The 19,359-nt window shown below is 71.1% G+C and carries 17 protein-coding genes and 4 pseudogenes; 7 read left to right on the top strand and 14 right to left on the bottom strand.

Translation table 11 applies throughout. The annotated features are described in order from the left end of the window. Positions 1-109: 109 nt before the first annotated feature. Positions 110-901, bottom strand: a complete 792-nt coding sequence (locus QHG49_RS01570; RefSeq protein ID WP_301486985.1) for an IclR family transcriptional regulator — start codon at positions 899-901, stop codon at positions 110-112. A 285-nt stretch (positions 902-1,186) separates the two neighbouring features. Between QHG49_RS01570 and QHG49_RS01565 the strand changes: the two are divergent. Then, positions 1,187-1,456, top strand: a pseudogene (locus tag QHG49_RS01565) (Na+:solute symporter); the annotation flags it as partial. A gap of 12 nt (positions 1,457-1,468) precedes the next feature. Here QHG49_RS01565 and QHG49_RS01560 read toward each other — a convergent pair. Beyond that, a pseudogene (locus tag QHG49_RS01560) lies at positions 1,469-1,927 on the bottom strand (transposase); the annotation flags it as partial. On the opposite strand from QHG49_RS01560, the gene QHG49_RS01555 reads away from it, so the two are divergent. Further along, positions 1,869-2,396: a hypothetical protein gene (locus QHG49_RS01555; protein WP_370530408.1), complete on the top strand. Its 528-nt coding sequence runs from the start codon at positions 1,869-1,871 to the stop codon at positions 2,394-2,396. The pseudogene QHG49_RS01560 and the gene QHG49_RS01555 overlap by 59 nt on opposite strands. On the opposite strand, the gene QHG49_RS01550 is transcribed toward QHG49_RS01555, so the two are convergent. The 6 genes and pseudogenes from QHG49_RS01550 to QHG49_RS01525 form a co-directional block, all read right to left on the bottom strand. Further along, positions 2,345-2,506, bottom strand: a complete 162-nt coding sequence (locus tag QHG49_RS01550; protein WP_186338014.1) for a hypothetical protein — start codon at positions 2,504-2,506, stop codon at positions 2,345-2,347. The genes QHG49_RS01555 and QHG49_RS01550 overlap by 52 nt on opposite strands. A gap of 118 nt (positions 2,507-2,624) precedes the next feature. Continuing rightward, positions 2,625-3,158, bottom strand: a complete 534-nt coding sequence (gene cpt, locus QHG49_RS01545) for a chloramphenicol phosphotransferase CPT (RefSeq protein ID WP_301486984.1) — start codon at positions 3,156-3,158, stop codon at positions 2,625-2,627. 70 nt (positions 3,159-3,228) lie between these two features. After that, positions 3,229-3,327: pseudogene (locus tag QHG49_RS01540) on the bottom strand. Positions 3,328-3,626: 299 nt separating this feature from the next. Then, positions 3,627-5,048: an NAD(P)/FAD-dependent oxidoreductase gene (locus QHG49_RS01535; protein ID WP_301486983.1), complete on the bottom strand. Its 1,422-nt coding sequence runs from the start codon at positions 5,046-5,048 to the stop codon at positions 3,627-3,629. Next, on the bottom strand, positions 5,045-5,320 hold the full coding sequence (locus tag QHG49_RS01530) for a hypothetical protein (protein WP_301486982.1): 276 nt from the start codon (positions 5,318-5,320) through the stop codon (positions 5,045-5,047). The genes QHG49_RS01535 and QHG49_RS01530 overlap by 4 nt, the downstream gene beginning before the upstream one ends. Positions 5,321-6,018: 698 nt before the next feature. Next, positions 6,019-6,633 carry a hypothetical protein gene (locus QHG49_RS01525; RefSeq protein WP_236576163.1) on the bottom strand — a complete coding sequence of 205 codons (615 nt, stop codon included), beginning with the start codon at positions 6,631-6,633 and terminating at the stop codon, positions 6,019-6,021. Between the two features lie 110 nt (positions 6,634-6,743). Here QHG49_RS01525 and QHG49_RS33990 point away from each other — a divergent pair, with 110 nt between their 5' ends. After that, on the top strand, positions 6,744-7,211 hold the full coding sequence (locus QHG49_RS33990) for a DUF3224 domain-containing protein (protein ID WP_370530407.1): 468 nt from the start codon (positions 6,744-6,746) through the stop codon (positions 7,209-7,211). A 222-nt stretch (positions 7,212-7,433) separates the two neighbouring features. On the opposite strand, the pseudogene QHG49_RS01515 reads toward QHG49_RS33990, so the two are convergent. From QHG49_RS01515 to QHG49_RS01490, 6 genes and pseudogenes are all read right to left on the bottom strand, one after another. Beyond that, positions 7,434-7,531, bottom strand: a pseudogene (locus tag QHG49_RS01515). A gap of 100 nt (positions 7,532-7,631) precedes the next feature. Further along, positions 7,632-9,089: an oxygenase MpaB family protein gene (locus QHG49_RS01510; protein ID WP_370530406.1), complete on the bottom strand. Its 1,458-nt coding sequence runs from the start codon at positions 9,087-9,089 to the stop codon at positions 7,632-7,634. Next, positions 9,086-9,775 (bottom strand): polyprenyl diphosphate synthase, encoded by a 690-nt coding sequence (gene uppS / locus QHG49_RS01505; protein WP_236576640.1) that lies wholly within the window; start codon positions 9,773-9,775, stop codon positions 9,086-9,088. Before uppS ends, QHG49_RS01510 begins: the two co-directional genes overlap by 4 nt. Positions 9,776-9,958: 183 nt before the next feature. Next, positions 9,959-10,492, bottom strand: a complete 534-nt coding sequence (locus QHG49_RS01500; protein WP_301486980.1) for a hypothetical protein — start codon at positions 10,490-10,492, stop codon at positions 9,959-9,961. A 139-nt stretch (positions 10,493-10,631) separates the two neighbouring features. Then, a complete protein-coding gene (locus tag QHG49_RS01495) occupies positions 10,632-11,639 on the bottom strand; it encodes a LacI family DNA-binding transcriptional regulator (RefSeq protein WP_301486979.1) in 1,008 nt (335 codons plus the stop codon). Between the two features lie 237 nt (positions 11,640-11,876). Then, on the bottom strand, positions 11,877-13,769 hold the full coding sequence (locus QHG49_RS01490) for an arabinofuranosidase catalytic domain-containing protein (protein ID WP_301486978.1): 1,893 nt from the start codon (positions 13,767-13,769) through the stop codon (positions 11,877-11,879). Between the two features lie 484 nt (positions 13,770-14,253). Between QHG49_RS01490 and QHG49_RS01485 the strand changes: the two genes are divergently transcribed. From QHG49_RS01485 to QHG49_RS01470, 4 genes are all read left to right on the top strand, one after another. Further along, positions 14,254-15,372 (top strand): ABC transporter substrate-binding protein, encoded by a 1,119-nt coding sequence (locus tag QHG49_RS01485; protein ID WP_301486977.1) that lies wholly within the window; start codon positions 14,254-14,256, stop codon positions 15,370-15,372. A 105-nt stretch (positions 15,373-15,477) separates the two neighbouring features. Further along, positions 15,478-17,370 (top strand): sugar ABC transporter ATP-binding protein, encoded by a 1,893-nt coding sequence (locus tag QHG49_RS01480; RefSeq protein ID WP_301486976.1) that lies wholly within the window; start codon positions 15,478-15,480, stop codon positions 17,368-17,370. Next, entirely contained in the window at positions 17,367-18,335 is a 969-nt protein-coding gene (locus QHG49_RS01475) for an ABC transporter permease (RefSeq protein ID WP_301486975.1), read from the top strand. Before QHG49_RS01480 ends, QHG49_RS01475 begins: the two co-directional genes overlap by 4 nt. Then, positions 18,332-19,351, top strand: coding sequence for an ABC transporter permease (locus tag QHG49_RS01470; RefSeq protein WP_301486974.1), 1,020 nt, complete (start codon positions 18,332-18,334; stop codon positions 19,349-19,351). Before QHG49_RS01475 ends, QHG49_RS01470 begins: the two co-directional genes overlap by 4 nt. Positions 19,352-19,359: the final 8 nt, after the last annotated feature.

Raw genomic sequence — 19,359 nt, 5'->3', positions numbered from 1 at the left:
CCCGCGCGTCGGACCGGCGGGGCACCCATGCCTTGCGCGTCGCACCGCTGGGCATCATGCCCTGCGCCGGGGCTGCCCGGTTCGTGCCGGACGCGGCGCGTGACGGGCCTCAGCGGATGCCGTTGCGCCGCAGTGTTCCCGCCAGTGCCGTGGCGTGCCGGGTCACCGCCTCCGCGACCCGTTCGATCTCCTGGTCCGTGGCGTGGTCCAGCGGGATCGAGCAGCTGATCGCGTCGGTCGCCGGGATGCGGTACGACACCGTCGCCGCGACACAGCACAGTCCAGGCGTGTTCTGCTCGCTCTCCAGCGCCCAGCCGCGGGTACGCGTCTGCTCCAGCTCCTCGCGCAGGGCCGGGCGGCGGGTGACCGTGTGGGGGGTGAGCGCCTCCAGAGGCTGCTCGGACAGCAGTGCGTCCACCTCCCGCGCGGTCAGCTCGGAGAGCAGTGCCTTGCCCAAGGCCGTGGCATGCGCGGGGAGTTGGCGGCCCACGCGGGAGGTCAGCCGGCGGGAGTCCGTGGCCTCGCGGGTGGCGAGGTAGATGACGTTCGAGCCGTCCAGGCGGGCGTAGTGGGTGGTGTAGCCGACGTCCGCGCGCAGCTGCTCGATCTGGCGCACCGCGTACGGCAGTGCCGGGTCCCGGTCCAGATACGCCGTGCCGCACAGCAGGGCGCGTGGGCCGATGCCGAAGCCGGCCGCCTCGCCGCCCTCCTCGACCTCGATCCACTTCAGCGCCACCAGGGTGCGCAGCAGCGCGTACAGGCTTGAGCGCGGGTAGCCGGTGAGTTCCTGGAGCCGGCCCAGGGTGAGCCGCTCCGGCGAGGCCGACAGCACCTCCATGAGCTGAACGGTGCGCTCCGCCGATTTCACCGGCCCGCGCCCGGTGTCACCTGTCCCGGTCATGCGTGCCCCCCCCATTCCGACCTCTCGACCGTCAACTCGGGCCTCTCTGACCACAGTCGGCGTCCCGACCTACCGGACAAGGCGTCCTCTCCCCGTCGCGTCAACGAACTCCTCCCGCGACATTGACCGCCCCTGTACGCAAGGCTAACGTGCGCACTGAAAGCATGGATGAGAACTGAGTCTACATACGCAGACTGCTTGGTCAAGTCGAGCTTCCGTCCATGTCGATGGAGGCCGGGGCCGTCGGCGCTCATGACGGCCTCTTACCCCTACCGCCCTACCGTTTACAGCGCCGCGGTGTTCGTCGCCTACGCGGCGGTCGCCTACAGCCACGGCATCACGCTCTACGTCTGGGCCTTCCTGCCGCTCGCGCTCGCGACCGGCGTCGGCGCCTGGCTGTCCGCCCAGCGCCGGAACCGGCTGCGCCGCCGTTACGACGTCGCCTCACCGCTCGAATACCTGGCCCGCCGGTACAACATCGCCACCCAGCAGGCGCTGGCCTGGAGCGGCCCGCTGCTCAAGGTCTTCGACGTCGCCGCGAAGTGGGCCCAGGTGCTGCCTTTTCGGTCAGCGTCGGATCCAGATGAGGATGCCGGCGAGGTGGAGTGCGGCCTGGTGGGCGATGGCGAGTTTGTCGGTTCGTGTGGCCGGGCCGTGCCACTGCTTGAGCCGGTTGATGCACCGCTCGACGGTGTTCCGCTGCTTGTATGTCTCGCGGTCGAAGCCGGGTGGGCGGCCGCCTCTGCGGCCCCGCCGCAGGCGGTGGCTGATCTGGTCGGGAGGCTGCGGGATCACCGCCCGGATTCCCCGGCGCCGGAGGTGGCTGCGGACGGCGCGGGAGGAGCAGGCCCGGTCGGCCGGCGGGGCGAGGGGCCGGGTCCGTGGTCTTTCGAGGCCGCTGCGCGGGACGCGGTTGCGGGACATCACGGTCTCGAAGGCAGGCGCGTCACCAGCGTGACCTGCGGTGATGGTGAAGAGCAGAGCCCGTGCCCCGCCGTCCGCGGCCAGGTGGACCTTCGCGCTCAGCATCGCGAGGGAACTGCTGGAGATGCTGACCGAGCCGAGCTTCCACCTGCCGGTGGACGCCATCCACGCGATGCGCACCCGCCGGGGGGCCGACCCGCAAGAGCTGCCCGCCATTCTGAGACGCACATGGATGGGCTTCCACCGCGCGGTCGCCAGCATGGCAGCCGTCGGCAACCACGTCGTGGTCGACCATGTGCTCAGCCACGACGAGCCCCCTGGACTGCGTCCGCCGGATCAGCGCCTTCCTGCCCCGACGCCCAATCCCGGCGGCGTTCGAACAACTCCGCGCGCGACTGCGCCCCGACCTGACGGCCCCCGCTCCAGAGGCCGTGACGGTGCCCTGACCCGGCCGGGCCTTCCTCCACAGCGGATGCGCGGCCCCGTCCCGCGCATGCCGCCACCCTCCTGCAAAAGCACTCACATGTTGCCGGGACCGCTCGTGGGGATCTGCGGTGCCGTCGGAATGTAGTGCTGGGCCAGGTTGGCGTCACGGTTGTGCGCGCTGCGGTGTTCGGCCTCGCGGGCCTCGTACTCCTTGATGTCCCGACGGCCGGAAACGGTGTCCTGAATACGAGTCATGACGCGGGCAAGCAAGTTCTTCATGCGTGTTCCCCCAGGTGAACGCGGTCCTGGAAGGAATTGTGCACCAGTTTCGCCGCCGTACGCGCACCTTCTGAGCGGAACTTGAGCCAGCGAGTCACTCGACCCGTGCCGCGATGGCCCGAGCGCACTCCAGCGCCTCCGTGTGCGTGGTGTCGACCTCCAGGTCGTACGTCACGCCTCGGTGGACCACGTCCGCCTGGGAGGCCGCCATCCCCACCGCCCGGTCACCGCGCGCGAGTTCACGGCCCGCCGCCACTGCGGCCTCGCAGCGGACTCCGACCCACAGCACCCGCAGCCCCTCCAGGGCTTTCTGCCATCGCTGCTGCGACGACGACCCGCCGAGGAAGACCTCGTCGACGACGACCCGTGCGCCCGCACGGGCCATCGCGGCGATTCCCTCGATCCACGCCGCCTCCAGCGCCCGGAACTCGGGCCCGACGCTGACCTGCCCGTCCGCGGCGAACTCGATCCCGCCGTCCGACGCCCGCATGGCGGCGGGCAGCGCTTCCACCATGGTGTCCGTGCCGAGCGCCAGCCATGGATCCGGCAGGATCGCCTGGAGGCACCGGATGATCCCGGACTTCCCGGAGCTGGAACCGCCGTTGACCACGATCACCTGAGTCGTCACCGCGCCACAGTAGAGGCGTCGGAGCGACGGACGAAACGTGTTTCAGCCTGACTTCCCTGCTGACCCACCATGGCGGAGAGGGCAGGATTTGAACCTGCGTGGGCCGCGAAGGACCCGACCATGAGGCGTGGCTCGGTGGTCCCCGATAAACCGCTCCGGGCACCTCTCCTCATTCCCGGCTCCGGGCGGCGCCCCGAACCGTTCACATGGAAGAGAGTGGCAGGGCCCGCTGACGGGCGGCTGACGCGCCACTGACATGCCCGAGCCCTGCCCGGTCGACGACCTGCCCGGTCGACGACCTGCCCGGTCGACGACCTGCCCGGTCGACGACCTGCCCGGTCGACGACCTGCCCGGTCGACGACCTGCCCGGTCGACGACCTGCCCGGTCGACGACCTGCCCGGTCGACGACCTGCCCGGTCGACGACCTGCCCGGTCGACGACCTGCCCGGTCGACGACCTGCCCGGTCTACGACCGCTCACGCACGCCGTCGAGAAGCCTCAGCTCCTCCGGTGTGAACTGCGGCCCCTCCAGCCGCGGTCGCAGCGGCCCCACCAGAGCGGAGAGCAGCACACCGGGCCGGACCAGGGACGTGGGCGGGGCCTGGAGGGTCAGCACGTCGGTCAGGGCCGTGGCCGTGCGGAAGGAGCCGGTCGCGGCGAGGGAGAGACGGTTGACGTACCGCTGGAGAAGCCGGTCGGCGAAGTGCGGGTTCCTGCCGGTGGTCGTGGAGAAGTGGATGTCCTGCCCGATGGTCAGCGCCCATGCCGCCTCGACCGGCCGCGCGATCGCCCGCTGGGCGCGCCGCGACAACCCCGGGACCAGCCCGCCGCGGGCCAGATCGCGCAGCGCCAGGGCGCCTCGGGCGATCACCGAAAGGCCCTGTCCGTACATGGGATTGAAGGCCGCGACCGAGTCGCCCAGCGCCACCAGTCCGTCGGGCCAGGACTTGAGCCGCTCGTAGTAGTACCGCCGGTTGACCGTGCTGTGCGTGATGCTGACGTCGGTGAGCGGCTCGGCACGTTCGAGGAGGTCGGCGATGATCGGGTGCCGCAGGGTACGCGCGAAGGGCTCGAACGCGTCCGCGTCCCGGGTCGGCTGTCCGCCGGGGCCGCCCATCAGGCTGACATGCCAGCGGTCGCCCTCGATCGGCAGGATGCCACCGGCACTGGCGGGTTCGGGCAGCCTCGGGTCGGCGTTCACGCTGACCACCGGCCAGCCGCGGGTGGGAACCGGAGCGCGGTACATACGGCTCGCGTAGACGAGACCGGAGTCGACGCGGTCCTCGGCGAGATTGCCGATCCCCAGCTCGGCGAGCCACTGGGGCATACGGGAGGCCCGGCCGGACGCGTCGATCACCAGATCGGCACGCAGTTCGGTCTCACGCTCGCCCTCACTCCCGCCCGAGGTGTGGACGCGCACGCCGGTGACCCGGCGCCCGTCACCGAGCAACCCGGTCACCCGGGTGCGCGTACGAACGCTGACATGAGGTTCCTTGAGCACCCGTTCCCGGACGACATGGTCCGTCAGGTCCCGGCTCGCGGTCACAAGCCGGTGCGTGGCGCGTTGCCAGCGCCGGTACCAGCCCTCGGGCGAATAGATGACCATATTGGTGGTCACCGGTATGCGATGCGCGCCCGCGGACTCCAACTGGTCGATCACACCGGGCAGCAACTCCTCCAACGCGTCCACGCCACCGGACTGGAGGAGATGGATATGTACGGCCTGCGGGACACCGACGCGCGGCTCCGGCCCCTCGGGAAGATCGTGGCACTCGATGATCTCCACCGCTCCGACCTGGTCCTTGACGGCGGCCGCGGCGAGCATGCCGGCCATACTGCCCCCGATGACGACGGCGCGGGCGGGGCTGTGCCGGATGGTTTCACTCATGGTCGGCTGCTTTCTGCGGGGAAACGATGGTGTGCGCGGAGATCTTGGACCATGAGCGAGTCGAACGCGAGGGACAGCGGGACCAGATCCTTGGAACGCCAGGCCGTCGAACCGGGCGCGTCCGGCATCCGCTCGCGGGGGGGGGCGAGGAGATACGTGAGGATCGTCTCCCGGATCCAGGGTGTGCCGGCGCAGTACGAGTCGAAAAGCGTGACCTCCTCCACCGGCGCGTTCCCGGCCCGGAAGAGAAGCACGACGGTCAGTACGGCCACGCTGTACGCCGCGACGCACCAGCGCGCGGCGCGCCGGGCGCCAGCGGGCGATCAGCAGGAGGCTCGCGCCGGAGTACGCGGTGAGCGCCGCGTAGACGACCACGGCCGCGCGATTCGTGACGCCGGTGGCCCGGTTGAGCGCGGTGATGGACTCCGGGGCGGCGAGCAGCATGATGCACCCACCGGCGAACAACTGCGTGAACGCCGACCGCAGCAGGGGGTCGCGCCGTCGACGGGCGAGCGGGGACAGATCCGTCCGCGTGGGGATCGACGGGGGCGTCCCGCAGCCGCAGGGTCGCCTGGAGATCGGTGGCGAGCCGCAGGCCGAAACGCTCGGCCTCGAACTCCTCGGCCACCTCTCGGCTGTCCGACCGCGCGGCGTGATGAAGGGCCGTGATGAAGGGCCGTGTCCGTACGATCCCCGTGGAACATGTGCCATGCCTCGTGCCCGATGACCACCAGCTGGTGCTCGGGGTCGGTGTTCTCCTCGTAGAGGATCTGATCGTGGCTCGTCCGGTCCACCCACAGCCCGCTGGCGGCCATCGGCGGGAAGGCCGCCGCAGGCAACCGCACCGTCCGGCCGCGTACCGTGGTCAAGGCCTGGCCGAGGAGCGGGATCAGGTCCGCGTCGCCGTCCGGCGTCGGCAGACTTTCCAGGAGCCGGGCGCTGAGCCGTCGCATCGCCCTCGCCGCCGCGCTCACCGGTCCCCCTCCTGGTCGTCGAGTTCCAGCAGGGCCTTCAGGGTCGCGTTGAGGACGTTCCAGCGCTCCTCCGGAAGGTCCCGTGCCTGCCGCAGCGCGAAGCCGCGCACGTCGTCCCGGCCGGACGAGGGCGACGGTACGGCCGTCCGCCTCTCGGGCGTGGAAAGCGTGGCGAGCAGGGAGCCCAGCTCTCGATCGAGGGCCTCGTCGGCCGGCGCGGTGAAGAACGCCTCGCCTCCCTCGACCCCGAAGAAGTCGACCAGGCCGTGCAGCAGTTCCACGCTGGGCACCTTGTCGCCCGCGCAGACCTGCCGGGCCCAGAACGCGGAGACCCCCAACTGCCGGGAAATTGCGCCCGCGAGGTCCGACATCCGCTGCCCCGCGCGGGCCAGCCGGTCGTCCGCGAGCGCCCTGATCCGGGACCGGACCCGCTCGTTGACCGTCTCGGCGGGCGGCCGTCCACCGCGCAGCAGTGCGCCTACGACGTCCTCGGGCAGCGCGGTCCTGACCGCCAGCCTGCCGGCGTCGAGGAACTCCGACCGTTCGAGACCCTCCTGCTGGATCAGCGCGTCAAGACGCCGAAGGGTCTCGGGCAGCGGCGTCGACTCCACCGATGTGCTCCCAGAGCTCGCGGGACTGCAGCAATGCTCATGGCACCCTATGCGCAACCGGCGTGAGTTCAATGATCGTTTATTGGCCAAAGAGTGATCGCTGACGGAGGGTGCGCGGGCTTCCAGTGGGTGTCGCGACGAGGGAGAAGTGCTTCGGGGCCGAGGGAGACGGCGGTAACGGGCGGGACGGTGGGGTCGTCGGTCGTTCCGCGACACTGTTCACCGCCGCGTTCGACCGGACGACCGGCGTCGGCACCTATGTGGCCATGGAGCCGTTCGAAGGCTCGCTGAGCGGCCGGGCGGGTTCCTTTAACTTCGTGCACTCGGCGGCGACGACCTCCGGCAGCGATCGTACGGCGGAGTTCCTCACCACGGTGAGGTGCCGCATCGCGTCTGGTTCGACTACGAGTTGTAGGCAGCCGGACGACGGGCACGGGGTACGACGCCCCAACGGACCGTCGGCCTCGCCGAGCCCGTGCTCACATGCCGTCGGGCGGTACGGCAGTGGCCTGGTGGCCCGTGGCAACCGAAGAGTCGTCGCCGACACGGCCCTCGATACGCCATTACCTATGAGGTAATCGCGCGGCTCGGCCGGGCGCGGCACAGTGAAGCCATCGGGTTCCGGGCCGGCGCACTCCGGCCCGGGATCCGATCCGGGAGACCGTGCCGGATCGGGACGGAAACAGGACCGGGTCACCGCACCGCCGCGAGGTGCCGTATCGCCACCTGCCGGACCGAATCTTCGGCTCGGGCTGACCGGTGAGCGGGGAAGAGCAGCGTGCCCCGGGCGGTAGGGCACCTGGCGGAGAGGGCAGGATTTGAACCTGCGTGGGCCCCGGGAGGCCCGACCTCGGGACATGCTCGTTGGTCCCCGATCAACCACTCCGGGCACCTCTCCTCGCTCCTGGCGGCGGGTGTTCCTCCCGTCCGCCGTTCACATGGATGAGAGCGGCAGCGGGCGCTGACACGGTGGTGACGCCCGCTGTCGGGGCGGGAGTTCAGGCCTCGGCGAGGAGAGGGTCGTAGGGAGTGGAGAGTTGGCGGCCGGACATGAAGGACAGGAAGTCCCGCACGAACGCGCCACGGGTGTAGACGGTGGTGCCGGTGGCGGCCCCGCCGGTGGTGTCGCGGTGGAACGCGGTGCGGAACAGGGCGCGGTACTCGGCCTCGTCGATGTGTTGGTTGCCGTCCTTGTCGGCGGCGTCGAAGAGGACCTCTGCGGTTCTGATCAGCGCGGGTCCGGCCAGGGAGGGCGCGGCCGCGGCGTACTCCTCGGCGCTGACGCGGCCGTCGCCGTCGGTGTCGAGGGCCGTCTGGAGCTCGCGCCACCAGTCGGCGAAGGCGTCGTAGAGCCGGGTCTCCGCAGGCTCGTCCAGGTCGAGGCGGCCGCACAACTCCCGTGCCATGGCGGCGAGATCGGGCCAGGTGAGGTACCCGTCGCCGGTCTGGTCGAGTACGTCGCGGAAGAACTCCTCCGCGCTGCGCTGACCCGAGGGCGGTGCCGCGGGGGCGGGCGGGAAGGACGCGGGGGTGATGAGGCGGAGCAGGGCGCCGGCCCGCCGCATCCGCTCGTGCAGAGCGGTGACGGTCCTGGCCCGGGGGTCGTCGCTGCCGGGGGAGAGGGCCAGCAGATCGGCGATGTTCTGGTCCCGCAGCCAGCCCTCGGGCAGGAACCGGGCCAGGTCGACGGTCAGGTAGGCGCCCTGCATCAGGGCTCCCGCGCCGAGCACCTCCGGCAGACCGGCCCGGCGCCGGAAGGGTTCGGGAAGGGAGGCCACCGTGATCGCCCCGATGGCGGGTCCGACGACGGCCCGGCCGAGCGCCCACAGGGTGGGCAGGCCGTGGAACAGCGGGGGAGCGGGGAGGTGGTCGAAGAGCTTGTAGAGGATGATGCGCATCGCCTCGGTGTTCTCCAGCTCCTCCTCCACCATGCGGTCGTAGTAGGACCAGAACTCATGCAGAGTCAGCGGTAGTTGACCGGTCTCGTCACCGAAGGCAGCCTGGTACGCCCGGAATTCGCCGTACAGCCGCTCCACGGCACTGGGCGGCAGCGGCCGACCGCTCAACCGGCACATGGTGACGGCGCCTTCGAACAGCGTCGCGACCACCCAGGCCCGTACGCCGGGGTCCATCGCATCGTACGGCCGGTCGTTCGCGTCCCGTCCCTTCAGCCGGGTGTGCAGGCGATTGAGGCGTGCGGCCTCCTTGGCGCGCACCTGGTCGTCGCCGCCGAACATGCGCTGGAGGCTCAGCAGGGTATTGCGCAACCGGCGCCAAGGATGGGTGACGAAGGTCGAGTTGTCGATCAGCGCGGCGCCGATCTGCGGGTGCGCGGCCTCCAGCACGGTGGCCCGGATCAGGGCGAGTGCCCAGCGCGGGTCGTCGGAGAGCTCGTGGAACTGCGATCCCGGCCCGAACAAGGGGGGTTGCGCGGTGTCGTCGGCTGCGTTGCTCACGGTGACGGTTCTCCGTTCTGCTTCGGCAGCAGTCCGCCGAAGCGGCGCTGGCGCTGCTGATAGGTGTGCAGGCATTCGAGGAAGTGCGGTGCACGGAAGTCGGGCCACAGGACCGGTGGGAAGACCCATTCGGCGTAGGCGACCTGCCAGAGCATGAAGTTGGAGATGCGCTGTTCCCCCGAGGTGCGGATGACCAGGTCGACGTCCGGTGTGTCGGGGAAGGGCAGGTGCGCGGCGAAGCTCTCCTCGGTCACGGCCTCGGCCGGCACCCCGCTGCGGATCAGCGATCTCGCCGCCGCGACGATGTCCCGGCGCCCGCCGTGATCGAAGGCGACGGTCAGGGTCATGCCCCGGTTCCTGCCGGTCAGGGTCGTCAGGTCGGCGAAGTCCTGACTCAGTGCCGGGGGGATGCGCGGGTGGGTCACGCCGAGGAAGCGGCAACGGATCCCCCGCGCCTGCAACAGCGGGGCGTGCTTGCGCACCGCGCGCCGTACCAGCTCCATGAGGAAGGTGACTTCCTCGTCGGGCCGACGCCAGTTCTCCGTCGAGAACGCGTACAGGCTCAGCCACTGGACCCCGGCCGACCGCGCGGCCTCGATGACGTCGATCACCGTACTCTCCGCGGCCCGGTGACCCGCCGTACGCGGCAACGAACGCTGCGCCGCCCACCTGCCGTTCCCGTCCATCACACAGGCGACGTGCCGAGGGATCGGGCGCCTGCCGGAACTCTCCGGTAAGGAGCCCGAGCCCTCGACGGCCGACCGAGACGCCATGCCTTCCCCCCAACCCCACGCGACGACGGCCGCCCACCACTCAGGGACTGGCCACCATCCGGGCGGACCCCGCCCCGACGCGTGCGTATGAGCTGATCACCAGTTGGCACATTGCCACCTCACGAGCGCGCACGGCGTGCCAGCAGGAGGAGATTCACCCATGGTGCTGGTGTTCGAGCCGGGTCGGCCGACGAACGACCGGAGACGAGCGGCCACTCGGGGCCGGGGCCGGGGCCGGAGCCGTGGCCCGCTCCGTTGAACGCCGTCCAGTTCCAGGGCCCGTCGAATTCGCCATGCCCGGCCGGCGGCGTCGGCGACCTCGTCGCCGGGCGAAAGGAATGCGTACGGCCGCATCAACAGCTCGAAGGTGAACGGCGTACCGTCGCCCGGATGAAGGCCGTACCCCGTGCCGTCGAGATGGCTGCCGTCCGGGAACTCCCGGCGGGACAGGCCGCGCGGCAGCACGGAGACGGTCGGCGCGGGGCGGGGCGGCCAGCCCGTCTCCAGGGGAGGGTCGTGACGGTCGACGGCCGTCACATGGATCACGGTCGGCGGCACCCCCACCCGGCAGACGTCGCCCGCCTTCAGCCGCTCGGGCGGCGGATCGGTGCGGAACGGCTCCGCCGCCACCTCGGCATCGGTCCAGGTTACGAGCCATACCCGGAGGTCCGCGCGCGGCCCGCGCAGATGCCGGTGGGCCGGCGCTGAGGCGTACGGCAGTCCTGAGGCAGCGGACACCGTGGCGGGGGCCGCCCCGAAAGGGAGGCGGTCAGCCGTTTCCGAGGGTGCTCTCGCGGCGCACCAGCGTGTAGCCGGCGTGGATGCGGCGACCCTGCTGCCGTGGGGTGCCGTCGAGTTGGGAGAGGACCGACTCGACCGCCATGCGGGCGATGGACGCCTTGTCGGGGGAGATCGAGGTGAGGGTGACGGCGCCGAAGCGGCCCTCCACCACATCGTCGAACCCGACGACCGCGACGTCCTCGGGCACGCGCAGCCCGCGTTCGGACAGGACGCGCATGGCGCCGATCGCGATGAGGTCGTTGTAGGCGAACACCGCGTCCGGCCGGTGGCCCGCGTCCAGGAGGCGCGCCATGGCCGCCGCCCCGTCGGCGTGACCCCAGCCGTCGGTCGCGGCCACCAGCCGGTCGTCGGCGACGAGACCCGCCGCGTCCAGCTCCTCGCGCCAGCCGCGCAGCCGCAGGTGGGCGGGCTGGCTGCGACCGCGCCGGGCGCCCAGGAAGGCGATGTCCCGCCGCCCCAGGGAGATCAGATGGCGCACCGCCTCGCGGGCCGCGGCGACATTGTCGATGGAGATGTGGTCGTACGGCAGGTCGTACGCGCGCTCGCCGAGCAGGACGAGCGGGACGGGCGCCCGCTCGCGCAGATCGTCCGCCTCCAGCTCGATGGGGCTGAGGATCAGCCCGTCGATCACCCGGCTGCGAAAGCCCTGGCTGACCAGGGTCTCCTGGTCACGACGGCCGCCCGTGTGATCGAGCAGCACGGTGTAGTCGTGCGCCGCGGCGGCGTCCACGACCTCGGCGGCCAGCTCGGCGAAGTAGGGATTGCCCAGTTCGGGCAGGGCCAGGGCGACTATCCCGGTCCGGCCCTTGCGCAGATGCCGGGCGGTGAGGTTGGGACGGTAGCCCAGCTCGTCGATCGACTTCTGGACGCGCGCCCGCATCGCGGGGGTGACATGCGGCTGGTCGTTGACCACATTGGACACGGTCTTGATGGAGACACCCGCGTGCGCCGCGACGTCCTTGAGGCTCACCCGCACGACGTTCCTCCCCGTCCGGGCGAGAACCCCGGGCCGACGAACCGCTCCAGGCCCGGCAACCGGACCGAACCCCGGCGCGCCGCAAGGAGCCGACGCCGGTTTTCCAACGTTATACGGGGCCGCGCTCCGTCCTGGCAACCCTGGTCACCGGCGAGGGCCGGGGGAGGCAGTGCGGGAGCCGTGACAGGCTCCCGCACCCCTGGAACACAGCACGCCGGACAATGATTTGACGAATCGTCAGCTCAGCTTGAACTTCTGCGCGGCGGATCCGTTGCAGTCCCAGACCTGGAGACGGGTGCCGTTGGCGGTCGCGCCGCTGGGGGAGTCCAGGCAGCGGCCGGACTGGGGGTTGAGGAGTGATCCGTCGGCCTGCTGGACCCATTTCTGTCCACCGGCGCCGTCGCAGTCCCACAGCTCGACCTGGGTGCCGTTGGCGGTGCCGTTGCCGTTGATGTCGAGGCACCGGCCGAGGGTGCGCAGCGAGCCGTCGGCGTTGTGGTACCAGTGCTGGTCGACGGCCCAGGACTGGCAGTCCCACAGCTGTACGGCCGTACCGTTGCCGCCGCTGTCGTCGGCGGCCACGTCGACGCACTTCGACCCCGTGCCGACGACCGGCGCACCGCCGTTGACGGAGAACTTCTGCGCGGCGGATCCGTTGCAGTCCCAGATCTGGAGACGGGTGCCGTTGGCGGTCGCGCCGCTGGGGGAGTCCAGGCAGCGGCCGGACTGGGGGTTGAGGAGTGATCCGTCGGCCTGCTGGATCCATTTCTGTCCGCCGACGCCGTCGCAGTCCCACAGCTCGACCTTGGCGCCGTTCGCCGTGCCGTTGCCCTCGATGTCCAGGCACCGGCCGATCGTGCTCAGGGAACCGTCGGCGTTGTGCTGCCAGTGCTGGTCCTCGGCCCAGTTCTGGCAGTCCCACAACTGTACGGCGGTGCCGTTGGTGCCGGTGTCGTCCGCGGCGACGTCCACGCACTTGCCGCCCGGCCCGGTGACCGTGCCCTGGGGCCCGTTGGGCACGTCCGTCTCACCGGAGTAGCCGACGGAGACCACGTTCGACTGGACGGCGTTCTCGGCGGCGTCGGACGGGTAACCGGCGACCATCACGCCCTCGAAGAAGGTCCCCCGGTTCCAGTTGCTGTTGTCACCGCCCGTGCCCAGGATGATGCCGCCCTCCTGATGCATGGGCCGGTACCCGCCGCGGGTCGGCAGAGCGCCGTCCCACCATGTACTCAGCGCGCCCGACTGGGAGTTGCCCCCCTTGAGCGCGTACTTGGTCTGCCCGTCGTTCTTCAACACGGCTGTGACGAAGGGGCTGTTGTTCCCCCGGTTGGCGGTGTTGGAGCCGTTGTCGCCCTGGAACATGCCGTTCTCCATGTCGGCCTCGATCCACGGCCCCGACCCGGTGCACGGCGCGAAGTAGCAGGTGGTGGCGATGGACACGGCGTCCATGTGGCCGTTGCCGGTGTCCGCCGGGGTGCTCTCCGCGTTGCCGTAGTCGAAGCAGCAGTCGGAGCCGACGTGCGTCCCGCTGGCCACCATGTAGGCGCCCTCGGGCTGCCCGTCGACCGCGACGCCGGAGGCCACCCCGGTGTAGCGGTAGCCGACGCCCGGCGAGATCCAGATGCCGTACACCTTGTGGCCGCCGGCCGTCACCGCGATCTCGCTCGCGTCCGCGCCTCGGTCGGCGCCCATGCCGGAGGTGCCGGCCGGGCCCGGGGTCAGGTCGTTGTGCCGCGCGGTCTGGTCGTAGACCTTGGTGATACGGCAGGTGGTGTTCTGGCAGAACGTGTCCTGCTGGGCGGCGTTGGCGTAACCGCCCGCGGACAGCAGCCCGATGTCCGCGCGGGCCCCGTCCGAGGCGCGTGTGACCTGGTACAGGGGGCCGTTGTACGAGGACAGCAGGGCACGCGTCGTGCTGTGCGCGGCGACGCAGGGGGTACCGGCGGCGCCGTAGATGTCGCACGGCAGCGAGCCCGCCGCCTGCGAGACGCCCGGCAGGGCGATCAGGGCCCCGAGGACGAGCCCGATCGCCGCGAGGGCGGACAGCAGATACCGCACGGGACGGAGGTGCGCCCACCGCGCGGACCGGCGAAGACCGCCTCCCGCGGTGGATTTCTCTCTGCGCATGGTGTGCTCCCGGTGCTGGGGGAGAGGGGGGAATGGAGCCCGGACTGCCGAGACGGCGGCAGAGCGCGCTCGGCTCGGCGCCTGCACGGCGCCGGGCTCTACCAACGTTGTAAACGGGATCCGCCACATGACAGCACAGCCCCCACGGGGGCGTCCATCCCCGTGCGCGAATCCGGCCGCACGCATGGCCGCGATCCTGCTGAGAGTCGTAAACCCGCAGCTCACAAGGGAGTTGGTGGCGCCGGGCGCGCGGTCATCGAAGAGTTCGGGTGCTCGGGAGCCCCTGCCGGGCCGCCTCGCACGCGAACGGAACGCCCCGCTCGAAGAGTTGCGTACCGCGGGTTGACACCGGGTTTGACGTTCCCTCAATGTCTACAACGTTGAAAAGCCCGCCTGTCGTACCACCCTCCGCGATCGAGGGTCCAGGTGGCCTCGTCTCTTCAGCCCCGCCCCTTCGTTGCATCGTTGAGGATGTGATCGGCGCGTGAACGTCTCCCCCCGAGCCAAGGCTCTTACCGCCGCAGTGCTCACCGCCGGCCTCTGCCTGGCCGCCACCGGATGCACCAAGTCGGACTCCTCCTCCGGCGGTGGCTCGGGCGCCTCGGCGGCCGCGAACAACGACTCGGCCGCCTCCCAGCAGGTCGCCTCACCCTCGGCGGCGGGCCCAGGCTGTACCTACAGGAGCTACAGCGGCGGCGTTCCCCGACTGGACATCACCGACGGCAAGACGATCGTCGGCTTCTCCCAGTCGGAGTCGACCAGCAACCCCTTCCGCGCCACCGAGACCAAGAGCATCGAGCAGCAGGCCGAGAAGCTCGGCGTGAAGCTCATCGAGCGCAACGCCAACGCGGACGTCAACACCCAGAACTCGCAGATCGAGGACATGATCGCGCAGGGTGCCAAGGTCCTGATCGTCGCGCCGGAGAACTCCGACGGCCTCGGCCCCGCCCTCGCCAAGGCCAAGTCCGCCAAGGTCCCCGTGCTCACCATCGACCGCACCGTGGGCGGCGCCGCCTGCACCGACTTCATGGCCTTCATCGGCTCGGACTTCTACCACCAGGCGCAACTCGCGGCCGACGACCTCGCCGGCGCCACCGGGGGCGGTGACGCCCATGTCGCCATCCTCACCGGCACCCCCGGCAACAACGTCACCACCGACCGGACCAAGGGCTTCGAGGACCGGGCCAAGGCGAAGTACCCGAAGATGAAGATCGTCGCCTCGCAGACCGGCAACTTCGCCCAGACCGACGGCCAGAAGGTCATGGAGCAGCTGCTCCAGTCCCACTCCGACATCAACGCCGTCTACGCGGAGAACGACGAGATGGCGCTCGGCGCGATCCAGGCCATCAGATCCGCGGGCAAGACGCCCGGCAAGGACGTCAAGGTCGTCTCCATCGACGGCATCGAGCAGGCCGTCAAGAACGTCGGCGCGGGCCAGATGGTGTCCGACATCGAGACCAACCCGCGCTTCGGCCCGCTGGCCTTCCAGGCGCTCAAGGACTTCTACGGCACCACCGGCGTACAGCCCAAGGTGATCATCAAGGACGGCCACTTCACCGCCGGCAACGCCAAGCAGGCCCTCGACCAGGGCCTCGTCTACTGAGCCACGGCCTTGGGCCATCAGCAGACGGGCCGGAGCCAGGACGCCGGTGCTCCGGCCCGGCAAGGCCGGCGGCTGCCACCGGCGGCCCGCACGAGGAGGAAGACGTTGGTCCAGCAGGGCCGGGCACCTCACAGCGACTGGATCCTCGAAGTCGCCGAGGTGGACAAGAGCTTCGCGGGCGTCCACGCCCTGCGCGGGGTGGACTTCCGCCTGCGCCCCGGTGAGGTGCACGCGCTCATCGGCGAGAACGGCGCCGGAAAGTCGACGTTGATCAAGGTGATGACCGGTGTGTACCGGCCCGACGCGGGGCGGGTCAGCCTCGCGGGCGAGGACCGCGCCTTCCGCAATCCCCTGGAGGCGCAGGCGGCCGGCATCTCCACCATCTACCAGGAGGTGAACCTCGTCCCGCTGATGTCGGTGGCCCGCAACCTGTGCCTGGGCCGCGAACCGCGCCGCTTCGGCCTGGTCGACGTACGGGCCGTCAACCGCATGGCCCGCGAGACGCTGAAACGCTACGGCGTCGACGTGGACGTCACCCGCCCGCTCGGCAGTCTCGGACTGGGCGCCCAGCAGATGGTGGCCCTGGCCCGCGCGATGCGGATCGACGCCCGCGTGGTCGTGATGGACGAGCCGACCTCCTCGCTGGAACCCCGCGAGGTCGAGACCCTCTTCTCGGTGATCCGCGGCCTGCGCGGCCAGGGCGTCGCCGTCGTCTACGTCAGCCACCGCCTCGACGAGTTGTACGAGATCTGCGACCGCGTCACCGTGATGCGCGACGGCGCGGTCGTGCACACCGGGGACATGGCCGGACTGGAGCGGCTGAAGCTCATCTCACTGATGCTCGGCCGCGAGATGTCCACCGTGCGGGCCAAGGGCGCCACGGCGTTCGGCGACGGCCAGCACGGCCAGCACGGCCAGCACGGCCAGCACGGCCAGCACGGCCAGCACGGCCAGCAGGGCCAGCACGGCCAGCAGGGCCAACACGGTCAACGCGGCCAACTCGGTCGACGCGGCGGAGACGGCGGGCATGGCGGACACACGGCCGGTCCCGTGCTGCGTGCCACCGGCCTGACGGTCCGCCACAAGGTCCACGGCGTCGGCCTCGACATCCACCACGGCGAGGTCGTGGGGCTCGGCGGGCTGCTCGGCGCCGGGCGCAGCGAGACGGCCAAGGCGATCACCGGTGCCCTGGCCACCGACGGCGGCACCGTCGAGGTGGACGGCGTCCCCCTCGCCCGCCGGAGCCCGGCCGCCGCCATCAAGGCCGGTGTCGTGATGCTCGCCGAGGACCGCAAGACCGAGGGCATCCTGCCCAACCTCTCCGTGCGCGAGAACATCTCCCTGGCCCTGCTGCCCCGGCTCGCCCGCGCCGGTGTGGTCTCGGGGGCCAAGCAGGACGAGATCGTGCGCTTCTTCATGGAGCGGCTGCGCATCAAGGCGTCCAGCCCGGACCAGAAGGTCAGCGACCTGTCCGGCGGCAACCAGCAGAAGGTGCTGCTGGCCCGCTGGCTGTGCCTGGACCCCAAGGTGCTGCTCCTGGACGAACCCACCCGGGGCATCGACGTGGGCGCCAAGGCCGAGGTGCAGGCGCTCATCGACGAACTCGCCGAGCAGGGACTCGGGGTGCTGCTGATCTCCTCCGACCTGGAGGAGCTGATCGAGGGCTCGGACCGGCTCGTCGTCCTCAAGGACGGACGCGCGGTCGGCCACCTCCAGGGCGAGGACATCACCGAACAGACCGTGCTGGACACGCTCGCCTCCGCCCCGCCCTCGGGAGAACTGGCTTCAGGAGAACCGCCCTCGGGAGAACTGGCTTCAGGAGAACCGCCCTCGGGAGAACTGCCTTCGGAAGACCTGGCCTCCGCAGAGCCGCTTTCCGCAAAACCGCCCTCCGGGGAACCGAACGGCGAAGACCCCGCCCCGCCCCCCGACGACAACCCGACGCAGGCCCAAGGACGCCCGACCGCCCCGGCCGTGACGAAGGAGGAGCCCCGATGACTCCCACGGCCTGGACCGCCCCCGGCCCGCTGGACAGGGCCCGCCTGACCCGCCTGCTCCAGTCGTACGGCGTCTACGCCGCGCTGCTCGTCCTGTTCGTCGTGGCCGCCGCCCTGGACAGCTCGTTCCTCTCCACGGGCAATGTCCGCATCCAGCTCTTCCAGGTCGCCCCCACCCTGATCGTCGCCCTCGGCATGGCCCTGGTCATCGGCACGGAGGGCGTCGACCTCTCGGTCGGCGCCGTCATCGCCCTGGCCGCCTCGGTCGTCCCCCTCTACCTCGGCTACGGCGCGCCGCTCGCGGTGCTGATCGCCCTGGTCTGCGGCGCGGTGTCCGGCGCGGTCGGCGGCACCATGGTCGCCCTCGCCCGCGTCCAGCCGATCGTCGCCACCCTCTCCCTGATGATCGGACTGCGGGGCGTCGCCGAGCTGATCAACGGCAACTCCGCCAAGCCGGTCACCGACGCCGGGCTGCTGGGCCTCGGTTCGGACGGGTTCGCCGGGGTCCCGGTCATGGCGTGGACCGCCGGGGCGTGCGCGGTGCTGACCGCGCTGCTGGTGCGCCGGACCACCTTCGGCCGGCAACTGGTGGCCATCGGCGACAACCGCCGGGCGAGCAAGCTGGCCGGTCTGCCGGTGCGCCGGGTCCTCGTCACCGTCTACGTCCTGTCCGGCGTCCTCGCCGCCCTGGCCGGCGCGATGATCGTCGGGCACGGCGCCGAGGCGGACCCCGCCAACCAGGGCCTCAACATGGAACTCAACGCCATCACCGCGGTCGTGGTCGGCGGCACCCCGCTCACCGGCGGCCGGGTCCGGGTCCTCGGCACCGTGGCCGGCGCGCTGTTCATGCAGCTCATCACCGCCGTCCTCACCCAGCACAACGTGCACACCTCCTACACCCAACTCGTGGAGGCCGTCATCATCTGCTTCGCGGTCTACGCCTCACAGGAGCGAGGTACCCGATGACCCCCTCCGCCCTGCGGCCCGCCGCCCGGCCGCCGCGCCCGGCGCCCGATGCCGCGCAGCCGGCCGCCCCGCGCGAACGGCTGGCCTCCCACATCCAGCGCCGGGGCGCGCTGGCCGTGCTGGTGCTGATGGTCGCCCTCGCCTCCGCGACCTCGGCCACCTTCCCCACCTGGTCCAACATCTCCAGCATCCTCGGCAACAACGCCTTCGTGTGGCTGCTGGCGCTCGGCATGACCTTCGTCATCCTCACCGGCGGCATCGACCTGTCCGTGGGCTCCGTGTACGCGCTGGGCGGGGTGCTCGGCGCCTACGGCGCGCACACCGGCGGCACCTGGCTCGCCGTCGTCCTGCCCCTGGCCGTCGGCGCGCTCTGGGGCACCGCGCAGGGACTCCTCGTCGCCCGCGCCCGCATGGCCCCCTTCATCGTCACCCTCGCCGGACTCCTCGGCGCACGCGGCCTGCTCCAGGCGCTGACCAACGAAGGGGCCACCACCTATCTGGTCCCCGCCGACTCCGCCTTCCGCCGCCTGGGCGACGGCACTTGGGTGCCCGTCCTCCTCGTCGCGGCCCTCTTCGGGCTCGGCGCGCTGCTGCTCACCCGCACCCGGTTCGGCGCCACGGTCACCGCGACGGGCGGCAACGAGAACGCGGCCACCCTCATGGGCCTTCCCGTGGCCCGCACCAAGGTCCTCGTCTACGTCCTGTCCGCCACCCTCGCCGCGACCGCCGGCGCGCTCGGCAGCGCCCGCCTGGGCTCCGGCGTCACCACCATCGGCGTGGGCTACGAACTCACCGCCATCGCCTCGGTGGTGATCGGCGGCACGCTGCTGGCCGGCGGCAGCGGCTCCATCGGCGGCACGGCGTGCGGCGTACTGGTACTGGCCGTCATCCACAACCTGATCGACCATTACTTCTCCCAGTACGGCTCCGCGTTCACCGACACGGTCAACGGCGCCTTCCTGGCCGTGGTGGTCCTCGTCCAGACCCTGCTCAGCCGCACCCGGCAGACGGACTGACGCCGCCG

The organism is Streptomyces sp. WP-1 (assembly GCF_030450125.1).
GTDB lineage: Bacteria > Actinomycetota > Actinomycetes > Streptomycetales > Streptomycetaceae > Streptomyces > Streptomyces incarnatus.
The sequence above is the reverse complement of the archived record's forward strand: the minus strand, read 5'-3'. Positions and strand labels throughout refer to the sequence as shown.

Bases quoted from the DNA above. Each gene is read 5' to 3' on its own strand.
- uppS (WP_236576640.1), bottom strand. From the start codon at position 9,775: ATGGACGGGAACGGCAGGTGGGCGGCGCAGCGTTCGTTGCCGCGTACG.
- QHG49_RS01535 (WP_301486983.1), bottom strand. From the start codon at position 5,048: ATGAGTGAAACCATCCGGCACAGCCCCGCCCGCGCCGTCGTCATCGGG.
- QHG49_RS01470 (WP_301486974.1), top strand. From the start codon at position 18,332: ATGACCCCCTCCGCCCTGCGGCCCGCCGCCCGGCCGCCGCGCCCGGCG.
- QHG49_RS01490 (WP_301486978.1), bottom strand. From the start codon at position 13,769: ATGCGCAGAGAGAAATCCACCGCGGGAGGCGGTCTTCGCCGGTCCGCG.
- QHG49_RS01475 (WP_301486975.1), top strand. From the start codon at position 17,367: ATGACTCCCACGGCCTGGACCGCCCCCGGCCCGCTGGACAGGGCCCGC.
- QHG49_RS01555 (WP_370530408.1), top strand. From the start codon at position 1,869: ATGGTGAAGAGCAGAGCCCGTGCCCCGCCGTCCGCGGCCAGGTGGACC.
- QHG49_RS01550 (WP_186338014.1), bottom strand. From the start codon at position 2,506: ATGACTCGTATTCAGGACACCGTTTCCGGCCGTCGGGACATCAAGGAG.
- QHG49_RS01570 (WP_301486985.1), bottom strand. From the start codon at position 901: ATGACCGGGACAGGTGACACCGGGCGCGGGCCGGTGAAATCGGCGGAG.